General features: G+C 59.5%; 22 protein-coding genes and 1 tRNA gene. 7 read left to right on the top strand and 16 right to left on the bottom strand.

Annotated features, from left to right (window positions below; all coding sequences use genetic code 11):
- Positions 1 to 146: 146 nt before the first annotated feature.
- The 4 genes from BMY55_RS08030 to pdxH all read right to left on the bottom strand — a co-directional run bounded on the left by BMY55_RS08030 (position 147) and on the right by pdxH (position 2,065).
- Positions 147 to 223: transfer RNA gene (locus tag BMY55_RS08030), tRNA-Pro, on the bottom strand.
- Positions 224 to 303: 80 nt separating this feature from the next.
- Complete coding sequence (locus BMY55_RS08025) at positions 304 to 804, bottom strand: DUF192 domain-containing protein (protein ID WP_091429763.1); 501 nt, start codon at positions 802 to 804, stop codon at positions 304 to 306.
- Position 805: 1 nt separating this feature from the next.
- On the bottom strand, positions 806 to 1,345 hold the full coding sequence (locus BMY55_RS08020; RefSeq protein ID WP_091432190.1) for a cold-shock protein: 540 nt from the start codon (positions 1,343 to 1,345) through the stop codon (positions 806 to 808).
- A 114-nt stretch (positions 1,346 to 1,459) separates the two neighbouring features.
- A complete protein-coding gene (gene pdxH / locus BMY55_RS08015) occupies positions 1,460 to 2,065 on the bottom strand; it encodes a pyridoxamine 5'-phosphate oxidase (protein ID WP_091429761.1) in 606 nt (201 codons plus the stop codon).
- 156 nt (positions 2,066 to 2,221) lie between these two features.
- Here pdxH and fabI point away from each other — a divergent pair, with 156 nt between their 5' ends.
- Positions 2,222 to 3,040, top strand: coding sequence for an enoyl-ACP reductase FabI (fabI, locus tag BMY55_RS08010; protein ID WP_091429758.1), 819 nt, complete (start codon positions 2,222 to 2,224; stop codon positions 3,038 to 3,040).
- Positions 3,041 to 3,052: 12 nt separating this feature from the next.
- Positions 3,053 to 3,556: a xanthine phosphoribosyltransferase gene (gene gpt / locus BMY55_RS08005; RefSeq protein WP_091429756.1), complete on the top strand. Its 504-nt coding sequence runs from the start codon at positions 3,053 to 3,055 to the stop codon at positions 3,554 to 3,556.
- 135 nt (positions 3,557 to 3,691) lie between these two features.
- On the opposite strand, the gene BMY55_RS08000 is transcribed toward gpt, so the two are convergent.
- From BMY55_RS08000 to prfA, 3 genes are all read right to left on the bottom strand, one after another.
- A complete protein-coding gene (locus BMY55_RS08000) occupies positions 3,692 to 4,258 on the bottom strand; it encodes a DUF4167 domain-containing protein (RefSeq protein ID WP_091432189.1) in 567 nt (188 codons plus the stop codon).
- 252 nt (positions 4,259 to 4,510) lie between these two features.
- Positions 4,511 to 5,371: a peptide chain release factor N(5)-glutamine methyltransferase gene (prmC, locus tag BMY55_RS07995; protein WP_091429754.1), complete on the bottom strand. Its 861-nt coding sequence runs from the start codon at positions 5,369 to 5,371 to the stop codon at positions 4,511 to 4,513.
- Entirely contained in the window at positions 5,368 to 6,423 is a 1,056-nt protein-coding gene (prfA, locus tag BMY55_RS07990; protein ID WP_091429752.1) for a peptide chain release factor 1, read from the bottom strand. Before prfA ends, prmC begins: the two co-directional genes overlap by 4 nt.
- Positions 6,424 to 6,493: 70 nt before the next feature.
- On the opposite strand from prfA, the gene BMY55_RS07985 reads away from it, so the two are divergent.
- Positions 6,494 to 6,790, top strand: coding sequence for a hypothetical protein (locus BMY55_RS07985; RefSeq protein ID WP_245744686.1), 297 nt, complete (start codon positions 6,494 to 6,496; stop codon positions 6,788 to 6,790).
- Here the strand turns inward: BMY55_RS07985 and BMY55_RS07980 are convergent, their stop codons facing one another.
- The 3 genes from BMY55_RS07980 to BMY55_RS07970 all read right to left on the bottom strand — a co-directional run bounded on the left by BMY55_RS07980 (position 6,791) and on the right by BMY55_RS07970 (position 9,631).
- Positions 6,791 to 7,240 carry a DUF1499 domain-containing protein gene (locus BMY55_RS07980; protein ID WP_177179309.1) on the bottom strand — a complete coding sequence of 150 codons (450 nt, stop codon included), beginning with the start codon at positions 7,238 to 7,240 and terminating at the stop codon, positions 6,791 to 6,793.
- A 184-nt stretch (positions 7,241 to 7,424) separates the two neighbouring features.
- Positions 7,425 to 8,387, bottom strand: a complete 963-nt coding sequence (speB, locus tag BMY55_RS07975) for an agmatinase (RefSeq protein WP_091429747.1) — start codon at positions 8,385 to 8,387, stop codon at positions 7,425 to 7,427.
- A gap of 80 nt (positions 8,388 to 8,467) precedes the next feature.
- On the bottom strand, positions 8,468 to 9,631 hold the full coding sequence (locus BMY55_RS07970; RefSeq protein ID WP_091429745.1) for a M20 aminoacylase family protein: 1,164 nt from the start codon (positions 9,629 to 9,631) through the stop codon (positions 8,468 to 8,470).
- Between the two features lie 54 nt (positions 9,632 to 9,685).
- Here BMY55_RS07970 and mazG point away from each other — a divergent pair, with 54 nt between their 5' ends.
- Together mazG and BMY55_RS07960 are read left to right on the top strand one after the other, a co-directional pair.
- Positions 9,686 to 10,531 carry a nucleoside triphosphate pyrophosphohydrolase gene (gene mazG / locus BMY55_RS07965; RefSeq protein WP_245744685.1) on the top strand — a complete coding sequence of 282 codons (846 nt, stop codon included), beginning with the start codon at positions 9,686 to 9,688 and terminating at the stop codon, positions 10,529 to 10,531.
- A gap of 81 nt (positions 10,532 to 10,612) precedes the next feature.
- Positions 10,613 to 11,629 carry a Fe(3+) ABC transporter substrate-binding protein gene (locus BMY55_RS07960; RefSeq protein ID WP_091429742.1) on the top strand — a complete coding sequence of 339 codons (1,017 nt, stop codon included), beginning with the start codon at positions 10,613 to 10,615 and terminating at the stop codon, positions 11,627 to 11,629.
- A gap of 57 nt (positions 11,630 to 11,686) precedes the next feature.
- Here BMY55_RS07960 and uvrA read toward each other — a convergent pair whose 3' ends face one another.
- The gene (gene uvrA / locus BMY55_RS07955) at positions 11,687 to 14,569 is read right to left on the bottom strand and encodes an excinuclease ABC subunit UvrA (protein WP_091429740.1); all 2,883 of its coding nucleotides are present in this window, start codon (positions 14,567 to 14,569) and stop codon (positions 11,687 to 11,689) included.
- 361 nt (positions 14,570 to 14,930) lie between these two features.
- Between uvrA and BMY55_RS07950 the strand changes: the two genes are divergently transcribed.
- Positions 14,931 to 15,254, top strand: a complete 324-nt coding sequence (locus BMY55_RS07950; protein WP_245744684.1) for an ArsR/SmtB family transcription factor — start codon at positions 14,931 to 14,933, stop codon at positions 15,252 to 15,254.
- Positions 15,247 to 15,675: an SRPBCC family protein gene (locus tag BMY55_RS07945; RefSeq protein WP_091429736.1), complete on the top strand. Its 429-nt coding sequence runs from the start codon at positions 15,247 to 15,249 to the stop codon at positions 15,673 to 15,675. Before BMY55_RS07950 ends, BMY55_RS07945 begins: the two co-directional genes overlap by 8 nt.
- Before the next feature lie 71 nt (positions 15,676 to 15,746).
- Here BMY55_RS07945 and lpdA read toward each other — a convergent pair whose 3' ends face one another.
- From lpdA to BMY55_RS07920, 5 genes are all read right to left on the bottom strand, one after another.
- Entirely contained in the window at positions 15,747 to 17,156 is a 1,410-nt protein-coding gene (lpdA, locus tag BMY55_RS07940; protein ID WP_091429734.1) for a dihydrolipoyl dehydrogenase, read from the bottom strand.
- A 150-nt stretch (positions 17,157 to 17,306) separates the two neighbouring features.
- Complete coding sequence (locus BMY55_RS07935) at positions 17,307 to 17,897, bottom strand: DUF924 family protein (protein ID WP_091429732.1); 591 nt, start codon at positions 17,895 to 17,897, stop codon at positions 17,307 to 17,309.
- 70 nt (positions 17,898 to 17,967) lie between these two features.
- A complete protein-coding gene (locus BMY55_RS07930) occupies positions 17,968 to 19,215 on the bottom strand; it encodes an MFS transporter (protein ID WP_091429730.1) in 1,248 nt (415 codons plus the stop codon).
- Positions 19,216 to 19,316: 101 nt separating this feature from the next.
- Complete coding sequence (queA, locus tag BMY55_RS07925; protein ID WP_091429728.1) at positions 19,317 to 20,378, bottom strand: tRNA preQ1(34) S-adenosylmethionine ribosyltransferase-isomerase QueA; 1,062 nt, start codon at positions 20,376 to 20,378, stop codon at positions 19,317 to 19,319.
- A 61-nt stretch (positions 20,379 to 20,439) separates the two neighbouring features.
- Entirely contained in the window at positions 20,440 to 24,105 is a 3,666-nt protein-coding gene (locus tag BMY55_RS07920) for an AsmA-like C-terminal region-containing protein (protein ID WP_143064307.1), read from the bottom strand.
- Between the last annotated feature and the right edge of the window lie 50 nt (positions 24,106 to 24,155).

The raw sequence follows: 24,155 nt of genomic DNA, 5'->3' as shown, positions 1-24,155 counted from the left end.
CCTTAGTGGCCGGAACCGAGAGAGACGCGGGACGCAGATGGTTTGGCGCTGACCGGTCGCGATGGGTGCCGGATCACCGGATATGGCGGTCATGCGTCGTCGGGATAAGGCGACCCGCGTCGATCTGGTTCATGGTGGAATGGTGGTGGTCGGGACGGCAAGATTCGAACTTGCGACCTACGGTACCCAAAACCGTCGCGCTACCAGGCTGCGCTACGCCCCGAACGCCCTCTCCTTAACGGGGGTGATGGACGAAGAAAAGGGCAAATTGACAACCTGCCCGATCTTCATGATCTACCTTGTCTATTCTGCTGCCGCGCAGGGCCATGACGCGATGCTCTGATCCAGCAAAGGATGGCGTAGTTCGGTGCCTTCGGTTATACCAAACCGCTCGGCGATGCCGCCGTTCACCTCAAGCACTGCAAGGATATCCGACCCTCCGGGGATGGGCGACAGATCAAGCGGTATGGCGTTCTCGTGCACCCGCGCCACCGTTCCATCGGCGGTCAGAAACAGCATATCCAATGGGATCAGCGTGTTTTTCATCCAGAAACTGACCGGTTGCGGCTTATCAAACAGAAACAACATGCCATGAGACATCGGCAAGCTTTCGCGGTTCATCAAACCTTGCGCACGTTCGCCGGGATCGTCGGCGATCTCGACCGTGAACCGCGCTTTTCCCCAGTCGCCACGAAGGTCAACATGATCAGGACCACATGTCCCGGCAAATGCAGGACCAGACAGTAAAAAGGCGCAGATGACGGACGCCCCAAGTCTCAGAACCTTGTTGAATTGGCTATGCATATCAATCCTTATGATCGGTGGCCGCATCCCACGACGACACGCTGACTGCCATGCAGCCGCGTTTGCCCGCTGCTGTTCGCAGGCCGATCGCTTCGCCCGGTTGCAAATCGGCAAGACCTGACCGGCGCAGAACCTCGACATGGATAAACACGTCTTCCGACCGTCCAAACACATTGGCAAAGCCAAATCCCTTGGCCTTGTCGAACCATTTGACCCGCGCAGGCTCCAACGGACCAACACTGTCGGGATCAACGACACCTTCAACGAATTCTTCAAGTTGGTGTTCGGAATCAGCCGCGGGCGGCTGAATCGACAAGACGTTGACAGCCTGACGTCCCCGTTCGGTCGATTGAACGGAAATTTCGATGATGGACCCATCGGCAACTGAGCTTTGGCCGAAATTGCGCAGCACGTTGGCATGAAGCAGAATATCCGCCCCGCCTTCATCTGCGATCACGAAACCAAACCCCTTGCTCGGGTCAAACCATTTGACCTGGCCACGCAGCACGATTGGCTCATGCGCGTCTGTTTCTTGCGCCATTTCTGTCCTCAAAAAATTCGCGCCCCCGATCATACTATTGGGGTGTTTGAAATCCGGGTGCAAGCCTTAAACACATATACTTTTAGGCAGGTATAGCACGAAAATTCAGTTTTTTTAAGGGTTTAGTCGAGTAACTGACCACGAGTCATTTTTTTCCCCCTTGCTCCAACGAAACCGGTCATGAAGGCGGAACGCGCCATCGGCCCAGAACTCGATTTCAGTCGGCCAAATGCGGTATCCACCCCAAAATGGCGGGCGCGACGGGTTGGTGCCATGCGTTGCCGTCACCTTCGCCACCTCGGCCATCAACGCTGCGCGTGACGCCAAGGGTTGGCTCTGATGCGACGCCCAGGCGCCCAGTCGGCTTTTCAGCGATCGCGATGCGTAATAGGCATCCGCCTGAGGTCCCTCCTCGCGCTCGATCATGCCACGCACCCGGATCTGGCGGCGCAGGCTTTTCCAATGCATGACAAATGCCGCCTTGCCGGATTGGTCCAGCTCTTGCGCCTTGGCCGACCCGTAATTCGTATAGAACACGAAGGCATCATCTTCGATGTCCTTCAACAACACCATCCGCGCATTTGGAAGCCCGTCTGCATCGACTGTCGATAGCGCGATGGCATTGGGATCATTGGGCTCCGTTTTCTCGGCCTCGGCCAGCCAGTTTCGCGCGATGACAAACGGATCGTCGCCTGCAAATATCCCGCCACGTTCTGACATCCCGGCCTCCTTTTCGTTACTTTCCAAACATATGGCCTGCGCGGTTCCGTGCCAACTCTGTTACAATACCTTAACAGGACATGACCCACAGACTTGAAGAGACAGGGCCAATCGCCTAAACGGACTTAACGGAGTATCTCGGGACGGGGAACCAGAATGTCGAGCGAATTGATGAAGGGCAAACGCGGCCTGATTATGGGACTTGCCAATGACAAGTCCATCGCATGGGGGATCGCGAAAGCCTGTGCCGACGCTGGAGCCGAACTGGCTTTTTCCTATCAGGGCGAAGCGCTGAAAAAACGCGTTGATCCGCTGGCCGCCCAGTTGGGTTCGGATGTCATCATTGAATGCGATGTGGCGGATCAAGAGTCGATTGACGCATTGTTCAGCACACTTCAGCAGAGATGGGGAAAGTTGGACTTCGTCGTCCATGCCATTGGTTTTTCTGATAAAAACGAACTTCGGGGTCGCTATGTTGACACCAGCCCGGAAAACTTCCGGGTGACGATGGACATCTCGGTCTATTCCTTCACCGCCGTCGCACGACGCGCTGCGGATATGATGCCGGATGGTGGATCGCTTCTGACGCTGACCTATTATGGTGCCGAGCAAGTCATGCCCCATTACAACGTGATGGGCGTGGCCAAGGCGGCGCTTGAAGCATCTGTGCGCTACATGGCCGAGGATCTGGGCAAGGATGGCATTCGCGTGAATTCGATCTCTGCCGGGCCGATCAAGACGCTGGCGGCCTCGGGCATCGGTGATTTCCGTTACATTCTGAAATGGAACGAACTGAATTCACCGCTGCGCCGCAATGTCACCATTCAGGATGTCGGCAACTCCGCCCTGTATCTGCTGTCCGATCTTGGGTCGGGCGTCACGGGCGAGACCCATCATGTGGACAGCGGCTATCACGTTGTCGGCATGAAGGCGGTTGACGCCCCCGACATCGACGTGGCCACTGGACGCAAATAAGGAGCATTCCACATGAGCGACCGTCTGCCCCACGAAAAAGGTTTCCACATCAGCTGGGATCAGATCCACCGCGACAGTCGTGCTTTGGCGTGGCGGCTGGATGGCCAGGGCCCAAAAGACACTGGCTGGCGCGCAGTGGTTGCGATCACCCGTGGCGGGCTGGCACCGGCCATGATCGTCGCGCGCGAGCTGGACATTCGCACCGTTGATACCGTTTCGGTCAAATCCTATCACCACCAGTCGCAGGGCGAAGCCGAGCTTCTGAAAGCCCCGGATGCGGCCATGATGGGCGATGGTGAGGGGATCCTGGTCATTGACGACCTTGTCGACACCGGCAAAACGTTGGAACTGGTGCGCAACATGTATCCCAAAGCACATTTCGCCACGGTTTATGCCAAACCCAAAGGACGCCCACTGGTGGACACATTCATCACCGAGGTCAGTCAGGACACGTGGATTTTCTTCCCATGGGACATGGCTTTGCAATATGTCGAGCCGTATCGCGGTACGGACTGAGCCAGTCCCTCGGAAACAAAACTGAAAGCCCTGCCCCTTGTGGTGGGGCTTTTTCGTATCCGTGACGACCAATCGGCGTGAAAAAACCCGGCACAGCTTTCGCAGGCCGGGTTCAACATAACCTGAGCGAGCAGCTTACTCGGCTGCTTCGGGCGCATCCGGAGCGCCGCTTGTCGCATCATCATCAGAGGTCGGGGCATCTGATTTCGCCGGTTTGCGGGGCTTGCGGGCCCGTGCGGGCGCCTTCTTCGGCTTGCTTTCCGGCGTTTCGACCAGACCGCTTTCCGCGCCCTCATCCATCGTGTCAGGCTGCGGCGTGATGTCGGGCTGATCGCCCTCACCTGCGGCACCTTGCGGCGATTTGCGCTCGGCTCGCGCCTCACGCTCTTCTTTTTCGCGTTGTTGACGTTCGCGGTTTTGCTGTTCCGACTGCAACCGCCTGGCTTCCATCTCACGCTGGGCTTCACCGAGAAGTCGGGTGTAATGTTCCGCGTGTTGCTGGAAGTTCTCGCCCGCAACCCGGTCATTCGACAAGAACGCATCGCGCGCCAACTGGGTATATTTGTCGATGATCTGCTGGGGCGTCCCGCGCACTTTGCCTTCGGGGCCCGAGCTGTCATAGACGCGGTTTATGATGTTACCGGGATTGTTCCGGTTTCGGTTCGACTTGTTATTCCGCGAACGTGATTTCGGCGATCTCATAAGCTTGTTTTTCCAGCTTTTAGCTTCCAACGCGCGGTTTAATTGCCGCGCTGTGTTTTCGAACAAGACACCAATCTGTGCCACATCGCTCGAATTGTAGGGCTTACCAACAGCGGCTGTCACAAGGACTGCGACACTGCTAAAGCCTGATTGTCACGTGGATTGCCGAAACACAAGCCTTATCTGGCAAAAACTGATGGAAACGGGGAAATTTGCCGGGTTTCGGACTATTTAACGGCTGTTTTACACCAGTTAGCTGGACAAATTCCGCGTGGACGTCCAGTTGCCGATGACGACGCGGTCGTGCTGGGACAGGTCTTTCAGCAACTGGATTGCAACGAATCCGGCCCTTTGAAACAAGTTCCTGACCGCCGCGCCCTGCCCGGCGCCAATCTCGACAATCAAGCGTCCACCGGGCACCAGATGTTGCGGCGCTTCGGAAATGATCTGGCGATAAGCTGCAAGTCCGTCACCGCCGGGGGTCAGCGCCAGATGCGGCTCCCAGTCCCGCACCTCGGGGGCCAAGGTCGCCATCTCATCGTCCGATATATAGGGCGGGTTGCAGACAATCAGGTCAAACCGCTTGTCGGCGTCGACCATCTCGAACCAGGACCCTTCCGTAAACTCAGCGCGATCCGCGACCTGCAAAACTTGCGCATTGGATCGGGCAATCGACAGCGCATCGGCGGACAGGTCCACCCCCTGCCCCTGCGCCTCGGGCCGTTCGGCCAACAATGTCAACAGGATGCAGCCCGTTCCCGTTCCGAGGTCCAGCAAGGTATCAAACGAAGCTGACAGCGCGGTGTCGATCAGAAGCTCGGTGTCCGGGCGCGGGTCCAAGACGTCGCCGGTCACGATGAAGTCCCGGCCATAAAACGCGCGTGTGCCGGTGATCTGGGCGACAGGTTGGCGCTTGGCCCGCGCCGCAATGGCTCGTTCATAGGCGGCGGCTTCGTGATCTGCAATCTTGTCTGGCAGAACCACAGTCAAACGGCTGCGATCAACACCCAGAACATGGGCCAGCAACACCCGTGCATCGCGGACCGGATCATCCACACCCGCGTCCCGCAGCGTCCGCGTGGCCGCGCCTAAAAGCTGCGCGCCGCTCGTCATCCGTCCAAAGCGGCCAGCTGTGCGGCTTGATCTTCGGAAACGAGCGCGTCGATCACCTCGTCCAGATCACCCGCAATGATCTGGTCCAGCTTGTAAAGCGTCAGGTTGATCCGGTGATCCGTCATCCTGCCTTGCGGAAAATTATACGTGCGGATGCGTTCAGACCGATCGCCCGACCCCACCTGCGCCTTACGGTCGGCGGCGCGCGCGTCGTCCACCCGCTGGCGTTCCAGATCGAAAAGCCGTGTTTTCAGAACCTGCATCGCGATCTCGCGGTTGCGGTGCTGGCTTTTCTCGGAACTCGTCACCATGATGCCCGTGGGCAGGTGGGTGATGCGCACCGCGCTGTCGGTGGTGTTCACGTGCTGCCCGCCCGACCCGGAGGCGCGCATCGTGTCGATGCGGATGTCACCGGGGTCGATCTGAATATCCACGTCCTCGGCCTCGGGCAACACCGCGACCGTCGCCGCCGAGGTATGAATGCGCCCGCCGCTTTCGGTTTCCGGCACGCGTTGCACCCGATGCACACCGCTTTCATATTTCAGGCGCGCAAAGACGCCTTCGCCTTTCACATGAGCCACGACTTCCTTGATGCCGCCCAGCTCGGTCAGGCTCTGCTCCATGATCTCGAATTTCCAGCCCCGCGCTTCGGCATAGCGTTGATACATGCGCAGAAGATCGGCGGCGAACAGCGACGCCTCATCCCCGCCGGTGCCAGGGCGGATTTCGATCATCGCGGGGCGGGCGTCGGCGGCGTCCTTGGGCAGCAGAACCAGCCGTATCGCCTGTTCGACCGCGGGCAGCCGTTCTTTCAGCGCGGGCAGTTCTTCTTCGGCCAGTTCGCGCATGTCCGGGTCGTCCAGCATCGCCTCGGCCTCGGCAATGTCATCCAGCAGGCGTCGATAGGCGGCAATCTCCTCGACCACCGGTTTCAGTTCGGCGTATTCGCGCCCGACCTGCGCGATTTCATCACCCGACAGGCCCTGGCCCATACGGGCTTCCAGGAACTCGAACCGTTCCGTGATCGCAGAGAGTTTTTCCATAGGAACCATTGTGGCGGTGTCCCTTATCACAGGGGTTTGGTCAAGAGGCGCGATTGTGCTAAACTAAGGCATGTTCAGGATGTTGCCCCTTTTCTTCGTCGCGGGCGGACTGTTCGCGGAACCGACGCTGGCCGATGTCACCACGCCGGGTGGCAAGGTCATTGACTGCTATTGCACCGACACGTCCGGCAGCCGGGTCGAACTGGGCGAACGCATTTGCCTGTTCGTGGGGGGGCGCGCCTTCATGGCCCGCTGCGAGATGAGCCTGAACGTGCCGATGTGGCGTGACACGGGCGAAGGCTGCGTTTCGGCACAAGCTGGCAGCCCAAAGACACTGCCCAGCAGCGAGGCCCCCGCCGAACCGCCTGCGCTTTAATCAGAACTCGTCGTCCATGTCATCATCAAGATGTCTGAGCTTCTCGAGCCAGGCGTCGACCCGTTGTTCGTTCACGCCCATATCGCTTTTGCCATAAACCAGATGGGCATGAATATGCAGTGCGTCCCCGGCGACCCAGGCGACCGTGATGTCGGGAAAGCCGATCCGGCGCGAGCGGGTGACCACCGCGAACAAATCGTCTTCCTGATAGCGCAGATGCGTGCGCGGCGCTTCCAACGCGATCCATGCCAGATGGTCCAACGCACCCTCAGGCAGAATGCGCAATGGAATCACGTATTTCACCCCACCCGGCAGCCGGTGCGTCCCGGGATTGTTCGGTCCCGGTCGGGCCGAGAACCTCTCGGTCGGCAAGGGGGCCAGTCGCACCCAGCCAAGCGCGAGAACGGCCAGAAAAAGGATACCCAGAAATGCAGTGACAAAATAATTCACACACGCCCCCTCACCCTCCGCCCCCGCGGATCGTGACCCATCAACTATTGGTAGCGATAGATGAGCCGGCCAAACGCTGCAAGCCTAATCCTGCAAGGGTCTGCGACGCGCGAATGCCATCGCACAGAGACGTGCAGCACGGATTAACCGATGCTGATGTTTCACAGTGCAACCGTTTCAAAAATCAACTGCGCCGCGTAACTGCCCATAGATTCAGGATTTCCATGGCCACATGCGCTCCTGCAATGGCGGTCGCTCCGGTTGTGTCATAGGGCGGTGACACCTCAACAACGTCGCCGCCGACAATGTTGATCCCGGCCAGGTCGCGCAAGATCATCGACACCTGCGCCGAGGTCAGGCCAGCCCAGACCGGCGTGCCGGTGCCCGGAGCAAATGCCGGGTCCAGCGCGTCGATATCGAAGGTCAGATAGGTCTTGTGGTCGCCCAGGATCGACTTGATCTTGTCAACCACCGCGACAGGGCCGGTTTCATGCACCTCGCGCGCGTCGATGATGTTCACGCCCAACGTGTCGTCGTTATGAGTGCGGATGCCCACTTGGACCGAGCGCGCGGGGTCGATCAGACCCTCTTTCACCGCCTTGTAGAACATCGTGCCGTGATCCACGCGGGTCATGTCATCGTCGGTCCATGTGTCCGTATGGGCATCAAACTGCAACAGGCTCAGGGGGCCGTGCTTCTTCACATGCGCGCGCAGGATCGGGAAGGTGATATAGTGATCGCCGCCCAGCGTCAGGCAGGCAGCGCCCTGATCCAGAATGCTGGTGATATGCGCCTCAAGCGCGGCGGGGAACTTATCGATATGGGCGTAATCGAACGGCATATCGCCATAATCGGCGATGGCAAACTCGCTCATCACATCGAAATCCCAGCCATAGGCCTGATCGGGCGATTGCAGGCACGACGCTTCGCGGATGGCGCGCGGGCCAAGCCGGGTGCCGGGGCGGTTGGTGACAGCCTGGTCGAAAGGGATGCCAGTGACGGCAATATCGACGCCGCGCAGATCTTTGGAATAGGTTCGGCGCAGAAACGACAAGGCCCCCCCAAACGTGTTTTCAAAGGCCAAGCCCTTGAACCCATCGCGCGTAAATGCGGTGTCGACCTGTGTTTTTGCGTCTTCCAGTGCCATAGGAGCCTCCCCTGTTTCTGATCGGTTAGCACAGGTTGCGCGGTCTGGCCAGATAATTTGATCAAATTCGAGGCGTGACCTCAAACCGGATTCAACCGCTCGATCAGACGTGCGAAGAAACTTGCTCCATAGGGGGCGACTTCGTCGTTGAAATCATAGGCCGCGTGATGAACACCTGCACCATCTTTACCCTGCCCCAGAAACAAGTATGCGCCGGGGCGTTCTTCCAGCATGTAGGCAAAATCCTCGGCGCCCATCTCACGCCCTTCATTGGCCTGCACACGGTTTGCACCGCTGATCTCTTGCGCTACTGCGGCGGCTTTCTTGACGGCGTCCGGGTCGTTCACGGTGGGCGGGTAGCCCAGCTCATAATCAATATCGGCCGTAACGCCGAAACTGGCCGCCTGCCCCTCAATGACCTCGCGCAGACGACGTTGCACCATCTCGCGCACCTCTGGGGTGAAGGATCGGACAGTCGCGGCAAACCACGCGTCCTCGGGGATGATATTGTCCGCCGTGCCGCCGCCAATCATCGTGACCGAGACCACCAGATTGTCCATCGGTGACAGGTTTCGGCTGACGATGGATTGCACCGCCTGCACCATCGACACCACGGCCATGATCGGATCGACCGTATCCTGTGGATAAGCCGCGTGGCCACCACGGCCCGTCACTTTGACTCGCAAGGTGTCGACCGCCGCCATGATCGGGCCGGGCGTGGTATAAAACGTGCCCACATCGTGCCCGGGCATGTTGTGCAGGGCATAGACCTCGGCGATACCAAACCGGTCCATCATCCCCTCGTCGCACATGTATTTCGCGCCGCCGTCTATTTCTTCGGCCGGCTGAAAGATCAGCGCGACGCGGCCCCGGAAATTCCGCGTTTCCGCAAGATAACGCGCAGCCCCCAGCAACATGGTGGTGTGCCCGTCATGGCCGCAGGCATGCATCCGTCCGGGCACGGTCGAGGCATGGTCAAGTCCTGTCATTTCCTGCATCGGCAACGCATCCATATCGGCGCGCAAGCCGATGGTCGGCCCGTCGCCCTGACCGTTGATGATGCCCACAACACCTGACACGCCGATCTTCTCGTGAATCTCGTCCACCCCAAAGTCGCGCAAGTGATCCACCACATAGGCCGCAGTGTCGTGACACGCCAACCCCAGTTCAGGGTGGGCATGCAAATGGCGCCGCCATGTCTTCATGTCGCCTGCAAATTCGCCAATGCGGTTGATGATTGCCATGACTTCCTCCTATCAAGGGTGAGACGAAACAATCCTGATTTGGACCATGATGCAATGAGCAAAACCCACGATCGTTCCCCCTCAGACAATCTGGTTCACGACCCGCAAGGGGGGATGGATCGCCTGCGCGAGATCATGCGCCGCCTGCGCGATCCGCAAAACGGGTGCCCGTGGGACATCGAACAAAGTTTTTCCACCATCGCGCCTTACACGATCGAAGAAGCCTATGAGGTGGCGGACGCAATCGAGCGTCGGGCGTGGGACGAATTGAAGGGCGAATTGGGTGATCTGCTGTTTCAGTCCGTCTTTCACGCCCAGATGGCAGAGGAGGCCGGGCTGTTCAGCTTCGACGAAGTGGCCGACACCATGTCCGACAAGATGGTCGCGCGCCATCCGCATGTGTTCGGCGACGAATCACGTGACAAATCCGCCGAACAGCAGACCCGTGACTGGGAGACCATCAAGGCCGCCGAACGCGCGGACAAGGCCCAGCAAGGCGTGCTGGATGGTGTCGCCATCGGTTTGCCGGCCCTGCTGCGGGCGGTCAAGCTGCAAAAACGGGCCGCCCGCGTGGGGTTCGATTGGCCCGATATCGGCCCTGTGCTGGATAAGATCACCGAAGAGGCCCGCGAGGTTGCCGAAGCCCGGGACACGCTGGGTCCGGACGAACTGCGCGAGGAAATCGGAGATTTGCTGTTTGTGGTGGCCAATCTGGCGCGCCATCTGAAGGTCGACCCCGAAGAGGCGCTGCGCCATGCCAACGCCAAATTCGAGCGTCGGTTTCAGGGCATCGAGCGGCGATTGGCCGCCGTAGGGCGCGCACCCACTGACGCGTCCCTGGCCGAGATGGACGCCCATTGGGAAGCAGAGAAGACAGCGGAACGATCAGGTGGCAAATAATTTCTGATTGTTTTAATCGGGTATTGACCAAAGCAAAAGACTCAGGTTTAAGCGCGACAACGAAACAAGGAGACCCACGTGATGAACACAGTTCGCACTTTCGCCACCGCCTCAATTCTGGCCGCAACCCTTATCCCGGCTGCCGCCAGCGCGGAAGAAGTCAACGTCTATTCCTATCGTCAGCCCGAGCTGATCCAGCCGCTGATGGATGCCTTCACCGAAGAAACCGGCATTCCGGTCAACGTGGCCTTCCTGAAGGACGGCGTGATCGAACGTCTGAAAGCCGAAGACAAACGCAGCCCGGCCGACCTGATCATGACGGTCGATTTCGCCCGGCTGGCCGCCGTGGTCGAAGCCGATCTGACCCAACCGGTCGAAAACGAGGTTCTGGCCGCCAATATTCCTGCCGCCTATCGCGATCCCGGCAATGAATGGTTCGGCCTTACCTCTCGTGCACGGATTGTCTATGCCTCGAAAGAGCGTGTGGCCGAGGGCGAAGTGACCACATATGAAGATCTGGCCGACCCGAAGTGGAAAGGCCGCATCTGCACCCGTTCCGGCACCCACCCATACACACTGGGGCTGGTCGCTGCCTACCTGACCCACAACGGCGAAGAAGCCACCCGGGCCTGGATTGATGGCGTGAAGGCCAACCTGGCCCGCAAACCGCAAGGCAACGACCGCGCGCAGGTTAAGGCGATCTGGGCCGGGGAATGCGACATTGCGATCGGCAACACCTATTACATGGGTAAAATGCTCAGCGATCCCGAGCAAAAGGAATGGGCTGACAGTGTCAATGTTGTCTTCCCGGTCTTTGAAGGATCAGGCACCCATGTGAACGTGTCGGGCATGGCGCTGGCCAAATACGCCCCGAACAAGGAAACGGCCATCAAACTGATGGAGTTCCTTGCCTCGCCCAAAGCGCAACAAATCTATGCCGCGCAAAACTTCGAATATCCGATTTCGCCTGACGTCGAAGCCGACGACATGGTGAAAGGCTGGGGCAGCTTTACACCGGACGGCGTAAACCTGATGGAAGTGGCCGGCTATCGTGACGATGCGTTGAAATTGATGCAGGAAGCCGATTTCGACGGTTGATCGGTCTTACCAATCAAGACAGCAAAGCCCGGCGTCACCGCCGGGCTTTTTCGTGGATCACTCGCCCGCTTTGCGCATCGGCAGGAGCATCTGCGCCAGATAATGCCCGGTATAGCTCTCGGCGACTTGCGCCACGTCCTCGGGCGTGCCGGTCGCCACGATGCGACCACCCCCATCGCCACCTTCCGGGCCAATGTCGATCAGGTGATCTGCCGTCTTGATCACATCCAGATTGTGTTCGATCACGATAACCGTGTTGCCCTGATCGACCAATTCATGAAGCACTTCCAAGAGCTTGCGCACATCTTCGAAGTGCAGACCCGTTGTCGGTTCATCCAGAATGTAAAGCGTGCGCCCGGTCGAACGTTTGGACAGCTCTTTCGACAGCTTCACCCGCTGCGCCTCGCCCCCGGACAAGGTTGTCGCTTGCTGGCCCACCTTGATATAGCCCAAACCGACGCGCATCAACGCATCCATCTTGTCGCGGATCGACGGCACCGCCTGAAAGAAACTCTGCGCGTCCTCGACGGTCATGTCCAGAATATCGGCAATCGACTTGCCCTTGAACTGCACCTCAAGCGTTTCACGGTTGTAGCGTTTGCCCTTGCAGGTTTCGCAAGTGACGTAGACGTCGGGCAGGAAGTGCATTTCGATCTTGATGACACCATCGCCCTGACAGGCTTCGCATCGTCCGCCTTTGACGTTGAAGCTGAACCGGCCGGGCTTGTAGCCGCGGGTCTTGGCTTCGGGCAGACCGGCGAACCATTCGCGAATGGGCGTGAAGGCCCCGGTATAGGTCGCGGGGTTTGACCGTGGCGTGCGCCCGATAGGGCGCTGGTCGATGTCGATGACCTTGTCCAGATGCTCCAGCCCCTTGATGGTTTCACAGGGCGCGGGCGTCTGGCGCGCACCGTTCAACCGCATCGACGCGGTCTTGAATAACGTTTCGATCGTCAGTGTCGATTTACCCCCGCCCGACACGCCGGTCACACAGACAAACTGGCCCAACGGAAAATCGGCAGTGACACCTTGCAGGTTATTACCGGTGGCCTTCACCACCTTCACCGACTTGCCATTGCCCTTGCGCCGCTGGCTCGGCACGGCGATTTCGCGCGCGCCGGTCAGGTATTGCCCGGTGATCGAGTCAGCACAGGCGGCGATATCGTCAGGTGTGCCGTGCGCAATCACTTCACCCCCATGCACACCCGCACCGGGACCGATATCGAAGACATAGTCCGCTTCGCGAATGGCTTCTTCATCATGTTCGACAACAATTACCGTATTGCCCTGATCGCGCAGGTTTTTCAGCGTGGTCAGAAGCCGCCCGTTGTCGCGCTGATGCAACCCGATGGATGGCTCGTCCAACACGTAAAGAACCCCCGTCAGGCCGGAGCCAATCTGACTGGCCAGCCGGATCCGCTGGCTTTCCCCGCCCGACAACGTGCCGGAGTTGCGGCTGAGCGTGAGGTATTCCAGACCGACATTGTTCAGAAAACCCAGACGTTCACGGATTTCTTTCAGGATGGCGCGGGCGATTTCTTTCTTCTGTTCGCTCAGATGATTTGGCGCGTCCTCGACCCAATCCAATGCCTCGCGGATCGACATCTGGACCACCTGCCCCACATGCAGGCGCTGCTCCGGCGTGCCTTTGGCTGGACCGATCTTGACCGCGAGCGCCTCGTCGCGGAGGCGATATCCGCCACATGCACCACAAGGCCGGTTGTTCTGATAGCGTTCAAATTCCTCGCGAATCCAGTTCGAATCCGTCTCGCGATAGCGGCGTTCCATGTTGGGAATGACGCCTTCGAAGGGGCGCGTGACCTCATAGACCCGCCCGCCTTCGTCGAAACGAAACTTGATCTCTTCCTCGCCCGAACCATAGAGGAACACCTGCTGCACATGCTTGGGCAGGTCTTTCCACGGCGTGTTCTTGTCAAATTCGTAATGGCGGGCAATCGATTCTATGGTTTGCAGGAAATAGGGAGACTTGCCCTTACGCCAAGGCGCAAGCGCACCATCATAGATTTGCAGTGTCGCATCGGGGACGACAAGGCGTTCGTCAAAGAACAGTTCTTTGCCCAACCCGTCACATACCGGACACGCCCCGAACGGCGCGTTGAACGAGAACAGGCGCGGTTCAATTTCCGGGATGGTAAACCCCGACACCGGACAGGCGAAGTTTTCCGAGAAGGTGAAAATCTCCGGCTCGCCCTCTTTCGGCGCCGTTTCCAGCAGGGCAATGCCATCGGCCAAATCCAGCGCGGTGCGGAAACTGTCGGCCAGCCGTTGCTCCATCCCTTCGCGCACCACCACGCGGTCCACGACCACGTCGATATTGTGGCGGAACTTCTTGTCCAACGTGGGGGGATTATCAAGCTCGTGCAGCTCTCCGTTCACCTTGACGCGCTGAAAACCCTTCTTCTGAAGGTCTTGAAATTCCTTGCGATATTCTCCTTTTCGGTCGCGCACGATGGGGGCGAGCAGATAGGCGCGCGTGCCCTCCTCCATCTGCATGACTCGGTCAACCATATCCTGCACCTGCTGGGCCTCGATGGGCAGGCCGGTGGCAGGCGAATACGGCGTGCCCGCGCGGGCAAACAGAAGGCGCAGATAGTCGTAAATCTCGGTCACGGTGCCGACGGTCGAACGCGGGTTCTTGGATGTCGTCTTTTGTTCAATCGAGATGGCAGGCGACAGACCCGCAATGTGATCCACGTCCGGTTTCTGCATCATATCAAGGAATTGGCGCGCATAGGCGGACAGGCTTTCGACATAGCGCCGCTGCCCTTCCGCATAGATCGTGTCAAACGCCAGCGACGACTTGCCCGAGCCGGACAGCCCGGTGATCACCACGAGCCGATCACGCGGAATATCCACGTCGATGGATTTCAAGTTGTGCTCGCGCGCGCCACGAACCTGAATTTCTTTCAACTCGGCCATTCTGACCCCCAGTTCACAATTGCTTAACGGTTAGGCCAAACCGCGCGGCGGGACAATCGGAAAGTTAGAACATTTGCGGAACATCTGCAATCACCGCTCATCCGCTGTCGTCACAGATTCTGTTTATTGAATTATCATTCGACTCAGCCGTTGATCTGAATACTGCGATATCAATGTCCCAGATCAATTTCCCATCGGGATAGCAGCAAGACATTTTGGAACCATGATGGGCTTGAGAAAAATGGGCCGTGCAATGCTGTCGCCCGAGGTTATCGTTTGCCAGTTGCGCCCCTTCATTCACCCCTATGGTTGACTGATTCCGTCGCAGGTGTTATTCACCCATATGGTTGAACGAAATGACATGGACCACCTCAGCGCCGTTCTCAAGGCAGCATCGGACGTCAATCGCCGTGCGATCCTGACTTTGCTGGCACAAGAAGGTCCAATGCGCGTCACAGACATCGCGCGTCATTTTGACATCAGCCTGAACTCGGTCTCAAAGCACATCAAAGTGCTTGAAGCCTGTGGACTGGCGACCCGGCGCACCGAATGGCGCGAGCACTTGATCGAAGTGCAGATGGGGCCGCTTTCCGCCATCGATCACTGGTTTGCCGAATTGCGTTCGATCTGGGCGCTGCGGCTGGATGCCCTCGAAGCTGCCTTGAAGGAGGACGACAATGACTGATCTATCCCTCGAAATCACCCGCCACATCCCCTACCCGCCTGAACGCGTGTTCGATGCGTGGCTGGACCCGAAGATGCTCGTGAAATTCATGATCCCCGGTGCGGGCGTCACAGTGCCTGACGCAAGCGTCAATGCCACGGTCGGGGGGCGTTTCAGCATCATCATGCGGGTGCCGGAAGCAGGCGATTTGCCACATGAAGGTGAATACAGGATCATTGATCGCGCCAAGCGGCTGCAATTCACTTGGGAATCGCCTGCTAGCACCGCCGAAGAATCGATCGTCACGCTGGATCTGACACCGAAAGACGGAGGCACCGACCTGCGTCTGCATCACATCCGCTTCCCGTCCGAAGAAAGCCGCGACAACCACAATGGCGGTTGGTCCGCGATCCTTGCCAAACTGGATGAGGTGCTGGGCTAACAGGCAGTCAGGCCTGCCAGACCACCCAAGCACGATGCAAAAAGGCCGGGCAATGACCCGGCCTTTCTGCCTTACATGTGAATGACGCGGTCATAGGCGTCCAGCACCGCTTCGTGCATGCTTTCCGAGATTGTCGGGTGCGGGAAGACCGTGTGCATCAACTCTTCTTCAGTGGTTTCCAGCGTTTTGCCGACCGCGTAGCCCTGGATCATCTCGGTCACTTCCGGGCCAACCATATGAGCGCCCAGAAGCTCGCCGGTTTTGGTGTCAAAGATGGTTTTGACCATGCCTTCGGGGTCGCCCATGGCGATGGCCTTGCCGTTGCCGATGAAGGGGAAGCGGCCGACCTTGACCTCATACCCCTGCTCTTTCGCCTTCGCTTCCGACAGACCGACGCTGGCGACCTGCGGGTGGCAATAGGTGCAGCCGGGGATGCTTTCTGGTTTCACCGGGTGGGCGTGCAAGCCCGCGATCAGTTCGGCCACCATCACACCTTCGTGGCTGGCCTTGTGGGCAAGCCACGGCGCCCCGGCGATATCGCCGATCGCATAAAGGCCGTCCACACCCGTGCGGCAATGCGCGTCCGTAACTACATGGGTGCGGTCGATCTTGACGCCCAACGCTTCCAGCCCCAGCCCTTCCACGTTGCCGACGATGCCGACGGCGGAAATGACGGTGTCGAAATCATGTTTCTCAACCTTGCCGCCGACCTCGATATGGGCCGTGACCTTGCCGCCCCCGGATTTGGAAGGCGCGCGGTCCAACTGTTTGACCATGGCTTTCTCCATGATCTTCATGCCTTGCTTGACGAAGGACTTCTTGGCGAACGCGGAAATCTCTGCGTCTTCGACGGGCAACACGCGGTCCATCACCTCGACGACAGTCGTATCCGCGCCCAGAGTGTTGAAGAAACTGGCAAATTCGATGCCAATGGCACCCGATCCGATCACCAGCAGCTTTTTCGGCATACGCGGCGGGTTCAACGCGTGCTTATAGGTCCAGACCAGATCGCCGTCAGCTTCCAGCCCCGACAATTCGCGGGCGCGCGCGCCCGTGGCCAGAACGATGTTCTTGGCGGTCAGTTCCTCGGTGCCTTTATCGGTCTTGACCGAGACCTTGCCCTTGGCGGGGATCGAGGCCTCACCCATGAAGACCGTCACCTTGTTTTTCTTCATCAGATGACCAATGCCGCCAGACAGTTGCGCGGCCACACCGCGCGAACGCTTTACGATGGCGGGCAGGTCATAGTCGATCTTGCCCGCAGACAGACCAAACTCCTTGGCACGGTGCATCAAATGAAACACCTCGGCCGAGCGCAACAGCGCCTTGGTCGGGATACAGCCCCAGTTCAGGCAGATGCCGCCCAGATGCTCGCGTTCGACAATGGCAACATTCTGGCCCAGCTGGGCCGCGCGAATTGCCGCCACGTAACCACCGGGTCCAGCGCCAACCACAACCGTATCAAAAGCCTTTCCCGCCATGGGGACTCCTCCTCATCTTCAAGATAGTTTGGCACTAAACTATTTAGTTCAACGGATCAATGACGCTAGGGAAGACCCGCTAGTCGCTGGGCGAAACCCGGCACAGTTGAGACCTTCAGGGGATGGTCGTATGACCCCCCCCCACGACGCTTATGCTTTTCCTTCCCTAACTTCGAACTTCTTGCGAAGCGCGGTGTATCCGCCGTCTTCGATAAATACGCGTTCTTCGTCCGTTGTGTCGCGCCCCAACACGTCGTTGCGGTAAGGAAAGCGTCCAAAGCGTTCAATGATCGCTCGATGGACGCGCGCGTGCAGCGTGTCGCCCTGCCCCGGCGTGTCAGCCATCCGTTCGGCCATTAGCGCGATGCAGCGGTCCTGGTCTTCCATTGCTTCGCTGTGCATGAAGGGAAGGTAAAAGAACTGCCGGTCGGGTATTTGTATCTGCATGTCCAACCCGCGAGCGATTGCATGATCCGCGCAGGTCCGTGCCGCCGGATCGGTCGCAAAAGATCGCGCATCGCCACGAAACATGTTGCGCGGGAACTGATCCGTCAGGATCAGGAACGCCAATGCCCCCTGCGGGGTATCGCGCCAGCCATCCAATGTGCCATCCCGCGCAGCCTCGTAATCTGCCATGAACCGTTTACGGATCGTGTTGTCCAGCTTGTCCGACGCTTCATACCAGCCCTTCGGTCCAACCTCGTCGATCCAGAACGTGATGATCTCGTGCGGTTCACTCATGGTTGCGCCTCCCGTTTTCTTTACCCTAACGGGTGTGGGAAGCAGTTCAAGGCTGGACGCAGGTGGAAGGCTACTCGTCCTCTTCCGCCTCATCGGCCCAGACCTCTTGTGCCATATCCACAGCGACCGGCGAGGCGGCTGGCGACATGGTCATGTAGGCACCCGTGTCTTTGGGTGCCGGACCGGACCGTTGGGTCATGCGCCACAGGCCATAGATCAGGAAACCCACCAACAAAAGCGCCATATAGCCGAAGAACCCAAGCGGTCCCATCACCCCCATGACCCAACCTGTGACCACAGGACCGGCAATCGCACCCATCCCGTTGATAAAGATCAGACCAGCCGAGGCGGCAGGCATGTCGTCAGGTTCAAGGAAGTCATTCACATAGGCCAGCAGAAGCGCATAAAGCGGGTTCGTCATCCCACCAAGGAAGAACGCAGCCAGCAGAAGAAGCTCGTATCGGGTGCCAAACACAACCGGCAACATAGCCGCCGCGGCGGCAATTGCAGTGACAATCAGGATCAGCACACGCCGGTCCATCCGGTCTGAAATCCAGCCGATGGGATATTGCAGCACCAACCCGCCAATATAGAGCGCCGACACGAAGGCCGAAATTTGTCCCACCGTCAGGCCAACCTGCTGGCCAAAGACCGACGCCATGCCGAATTGGGCGGCAAACACGCCCCCCAATAGCATGAATCCCACGCAGCCCATGGGCGAGATATGGAAGAGTTCCCGCAGGCTCAGCCCCTTTGTCGTTTCAAAGGCCGGGGTTGGATTCACCGACAAAAGAATGGGCGCAAAGGCAATCGAAACAAGCACCGAGGGCAGGATGAACAGGATGAACCCGCCGGGATCGCCGATCACCAGAAGGCCCTGCGCGGCGATAATGCCCACCATCTGCACGAACATGTAAAGCGACAGCGCCTTGCCACGGTTTTCATTGTCAGCCGCGTTGTTCAGCCAGCTTTCCGCCGTGACATACACGCCCGAGAAACAGAAGCCGACGATCACGCGCAAAGCGGTCCAGGCCCATGGGTCGGTAAAGGTGGGATACAGGATCAACACCGCCGAGATAAACGAACCAAGCGCCGCAAAGACGCGCACATGGCCCACCCTGCGGATCATGATCGGTGCCATGCGCGACCCAAACAGGAAGCCCGCGAAGTAACCCGACATTACGAGCGATAGCTCGAATGTCGAAAACCCCTCAAGCCCGCCCCGAATCCCCAACAGCGTGCCCTGCACACCGTTGCCCACCATAAGCAGCATCATACCAAGAAGCAGCGCCCAAGAGCTCGACAAGACTTGTAGCATGGAGATCTCCTGTTTGCGTTATGGTCAGTTTAGCAAGCCGTTGTGTCAGACCACCGACATTTCGCGACATGTGAGCGTCCGGCACCGGCCCGACTTTGCCTTTATGGCTGATTGGGCAGAAGCAGTGAACTGTCGCCGTAAGAAAAGAAGCGATAGCGGTGCGCGATGGCGTGATCATAGACCGCACGCATCCTGTCTGTTCCCATCAGCGCCGACACCAGCATCATCAAGGTTGATTTCGGCAGGTGGAAATTGGTCATCAGCCCATCGGTGATGTTGAACCGAAAGCCGGGCGTGATGAAGATGTCCGTGTCCCCCTGCCAGGGGCGGATCTTGCCCGGTGCTGTCGCTGCGCTTTCGATCAGGCGCAGCGCGGTGGTGCCGACCGGAATGATCCGGCCCCCGGCTGCGACGGTCGCCTCGATCTCATGCGCGGCGACCGTACTGACCCGGCCCCATTCCGCGTGCATCTTGTGCTGTGCAATGTCATCAACTTTCACGGGCAGAAACGTCCCCGCCCCCACATGCAGCGTGACATGGGTCAGCCCGACGCCCATCGCAGCAATTCGGTCAAGCAATCCATCGTCGAAATGAAGCGACGCGGTCGGCGCAGCCACCGCACCCGAGTGGCGGGCAAACACCGTCTGATAGTCTTCGTTGTCCTGCGCATCCGCCGCGCGTTTCGCGGCGATATAGGGCGGCAGCGGCATGTTCCCCGCGGCGGCGAGCGCGGCGTCGAACGCCGCGCCTTCAAGGTTGAAGCAGATCACCGCCTGTTCGCCGTCCCGCCCGACGAATTGGGCGCACAGATCATCCGAAAAGATGATGACATCCCCGTCGCGCAGCTTGCGCAGAGGTTTCGCCATCACGTGCCATTGTCCGGCGCTGTCTGGCGACAACAACGTCACCTCGATCTTGGCGACCCCTTCACCCGGGGCTTGCCCGGCCCGTGTGCGGGTGCCGAACAGCCGACCGGGAATGACCTTCGTGTCGTTCAGAACCAGCCGGTCGCCGGGGCTCAGCCAACGGGTCAGATCGCTGACATGGGCATCGGTGATCTGATCCGGCGTTGCCACCAGCAAACGGCTTGCCGTGCGCGGCCGCACAGGGCGCGTCGCGATCAACGCGTCTGGAAGATTGAAATCGAAATCACTCAGCTTCATGGCGGCGCGTGTAGGCGGCTTGTCCGTCCGCGTCAACGGGTTCCTACGGATCGCGGGCCGATCATTCTGCTTGCGGTCGCGGTGGCGGGTTGCGGCGGAAAATGTCGCGGAAAAAGCCCGGTGTGAACAAGGACAGCGGATTGACCCCCACCTTGGGGTCAGACGCGGTGCCTTTGAGGGTATAGTTGAACCCCACCAGCCCTTCGCCCTTGCGCGCGAAAATGCGCCCGGCCGAGTTCACCAGATAGAACGGCGAGATCACGCCCTGCATGTCCATTTGCCCCGACCCAAGGAAGTAATACCCGTCCATCGAAATGCCCATGGAATGGCCTGTCGCAGACCCTTCGTAAACCGTGACCTTGTCGGGGTCCAACCGGAACCGCGCATCCACGTCGGTGAAGGGAATGCCTTGCCCTCCCAACTGCTGTAACAGGCCAACCACGGAAATCGCCGACAACAGTTCGGCCATTGCGGGCGCATCATGCACATCAATGTTCTTGATCTTCAGATTGCCGTCATAAACGCCCTTGCTGCCGCCGGGGGCCAGGATCAACTCCATATCGCCGTTTCGGGCAGATTTCAGGACTCCCGCGGCCCGCAGAACACCCCCTGCATCCTTGCTGGTCAGCCGAAACGCCGTGCCTTTGGGTTGGGGTGCGGCGGTGCCACTGATCGTTGGTCCACCGCCAATCTGGCCGCGAAACGTGCCGTTCAACCCACCGCCTGTCTGGGTGAAATCGCCATCGAACCCGGTGATTGTAATCCCTTTCGATATGATGAGCCTGTCCAGCAGAAGCGAAATGGGCACAGGCGGCCCGCCGGCACCGCCGCCTTTGCCGGACCCCAATGTGGCCTTGCGCATGTCCACGGTCCCGCCTTTGACCGTGACTGACACCGGCTGCCCCGCGCCACGCCCGGTCAAGGTCACGGGTGCATCCAACCATCCGCCCAACGTCACCCGGTCGAACTGCGCGGCGACCAGCCCACCGCCTTCGGCCATGATGACGCTGCCATTGGCGTCAAGTCCCGGCGCGCGCAACTTGAGCTCTTCGATCAAAGGGGCCGACCCCAGCTTGCCAGACAGGCTCAGCGATCCTTTGCTCCCTTGCGACTTCGACCAACCAAGTGCCGAAATGCTGAGACCAACACCGCCCAGAGATGCCTCTAGCGAAATGCGTGGGGCTTCACCACGCGCAAGGGCAATCTCATAATTCCCTGTCGTCGATCCGGTCACGCTACCCTTTGGCAGCCCGATCGAGAACGCATCAAGAGAGGCCTGATCCAACGTCATCTCGCCAGTAACGGTCGAACGGCCCGATGACGCTCCCGCTTCGAAGGTTTGCGCCCACGTTCCGGTAACAGGCACACCTGACAACCGGCCCTTCCCGCTGATACTGACGCCTTCCGTGCTGACGGCCAGATCGGCATGGGGCAATTCCAGCAGCCGCCCGCTTACGATGGTGTCGCTTTTGACGGTGCTCAGTGTGCCTGCCAGGCGATAGTCGATGGCGCTGCGGGGCACCTTGGGCTGCATCGCAATGTCGATCCGCCCGCCAAGCGCAACGCGTCCGCTGGCCATATCCGGTCCAATTGCTCCTTCAGGGTTCTGACGGAAAATGCGAAACGGTTTGTCATCCAGCAAATGCAGCGCAGCTTTCAGCGGGCCGGTGACAGACAGATCCACCCAGGCAGGCACCGGCGGACGGGGCGCCGAGGGGTCTTCGGGTCGCCGCGCCATCTGCGGGATCACAAAACTGGTGCCAGCAGCATCCAACACACCGACAACCTTTCCCGACCGATCCAGCGGGCGCAGCACGCCATGATCTGCCGTGACCACAAGGCGCCGCCCATCAATGGTAAACTGGCCCGACGCGTTCTCGATGGGCACCATTTCCTTGACCGCCCGCACGGTCACGCCGTCAAAGGCCGCGCTCAGCGCCGTGTGCGCCGGGATGCCCTGCTCTTTCCGCCAGGCAACGGATACATCGGTAAACCGCCCCTTGGTCACGTTGTCCCGCGCCCAGATGCGAGTGCGCTGGCCGTTGGTCAACGGCCAGAAGGCCGTGACCTGTTCGGGGCTGATCTGATCGGCGGCAGCGTCGATCGCCACCGACCAACCTTCAGAGCCGATGCCGATCCGCGCAGTGCCCGTCGCCAGCGCGCCATCATGGGTAATCGCAAACTGCCCCACATCAACCCGGAACGGATTGAGGCTCAGCCGGAAATCAGCCGACCCCTGCCCGAGCGTCAGCGGGCTTTCAAACACATCCGGCGGGCTGATCCGTGCATGGGTGACATTCAACTGCCCCAGCAATTCAGTCGGCCAGCCCCCGGACCATCCGCGCAAATAGGAATGCCCGTCGGCTTGTATCTCGCCCCAGTCAGATTGCAGCGAGGCTTGCGCGAAATTCATGCGCTCGCGCTCCGGGTCATAATCCAGATAGACTTTGCCGCCGGTGAACTCCACGGGCTTGGCCGCTGGATCCGGCGACAGGCTGCCCGCGCCAAATTCCAGGGTGCCCGCCAGCCCTGACACCTGCCCGGTTTCGTCAATCACGGTTCGCAGCGCCCCGGAAATCGGGGCGTCGACCAGTCCCAGAAATGTCAGCAACGGGGTCTGCGCCGCAATGTCACGCGCACGTGCATTCTTGAACGTCGCGGTCAGACGCGCCGCGGAACTGCCCTTGACCGATCGGAAGCCAAGCACCGTTTCGGCCAGCTCCTCGGTTTGGTTGAACACGTCGAAAGACAGCGTCATATCAACTTCTTGCGCGGTTTGGCTGATGGTCAGGGCTCCATCGGTCACTTGCCACAAACGCCCCGTCCGCGCGTCCTCGAGCGTGATGGTCAGGTTCGAAGCTGTTATGCGTTCGGACTTGGCCAATATGCCGGTTGTGAACACGGTGTCGATGCGATCGAGAACCGATGCCAGATCGCCGCTCGCTCCGATCCCCTGACCCAGGCTCAGGTCAAATGAACCGTCCCGACTGCGCCGAATGGTGATCTGTGCGCCGCGCAAGGACAGGCTGGCAGGCTCGACCCGGCCAGACAGGACAGGCCGCAACAACAGCGACCCTTCGACCGCGTTCAACCGCCCGATCTCCAACCCGGTTTCATCCCGCACACCAAGATCGACCAGCCGCAATCGTGGCAGACCCAACCGTGTCACGCCCAGTTCGACCTGAGACAGGGATAGTTTCACACGATTTGTCTGACTGTTGATCTTCTGTTCAATCCGTTCGGTTGCCCATTTCGGCAGGACAAAGACATGCCCCGTCACCGACATTGACAAGAGCGCCAGAAACAGCGCCGCCAAGGCAATCATCACGAAAGACCAGATGCCGAAATGCCATTTCAGCCGTTTGCGACGACGCGCCCTCAATTCAGGGGGAACCTCGTGTTTCTCCAACCCTTTGGCCTTGCGCCGACGCGGGAACCGGGCGGTGGCGACCAAGGCTGCTGAATCCGCCTCTGTCTCATCGGGGGCAGCCAACTCGTCCTGCGCCGGGGGGGCATTTTCCGGGGCGTCGTCCTGGTCGCTCTCATCCGTCTCGCGGTCATTCGAGGCACCGCCGTCTGTCACGCTTTCACCGGCCCGATCAACCGACAATTCATCCTCGGCATCCGGTTCGACCGGGTCAACATGCTTGGACGACATGTCACCATCACGGACGGGGCGCACCTCGTCGGCGTCCTCTTGTCCCGTTGGCTTGTCGTCTTTGTCCATGCAGATCGCCCAGATGCCCTTTGGCCGCGCGGCCTCGTGCCTTTCATCCT

It is taken from the genome of Aliiroseovarius sediminilitoris, assembly GCF_900109955.1.
Lineage (GTDB): Bacteria > Pseudomonadota > Alphaproteobacteria > Rhodobacterales > Rhodobacteraceae > Aliiroseovarius > Aliiroseovarius sediminilitoris.
The sequence above is the reverse complement of the archived record's forward strand: the minus strand, read 5'-3'. Positions and strand labels throughout refer to the sequence as shown.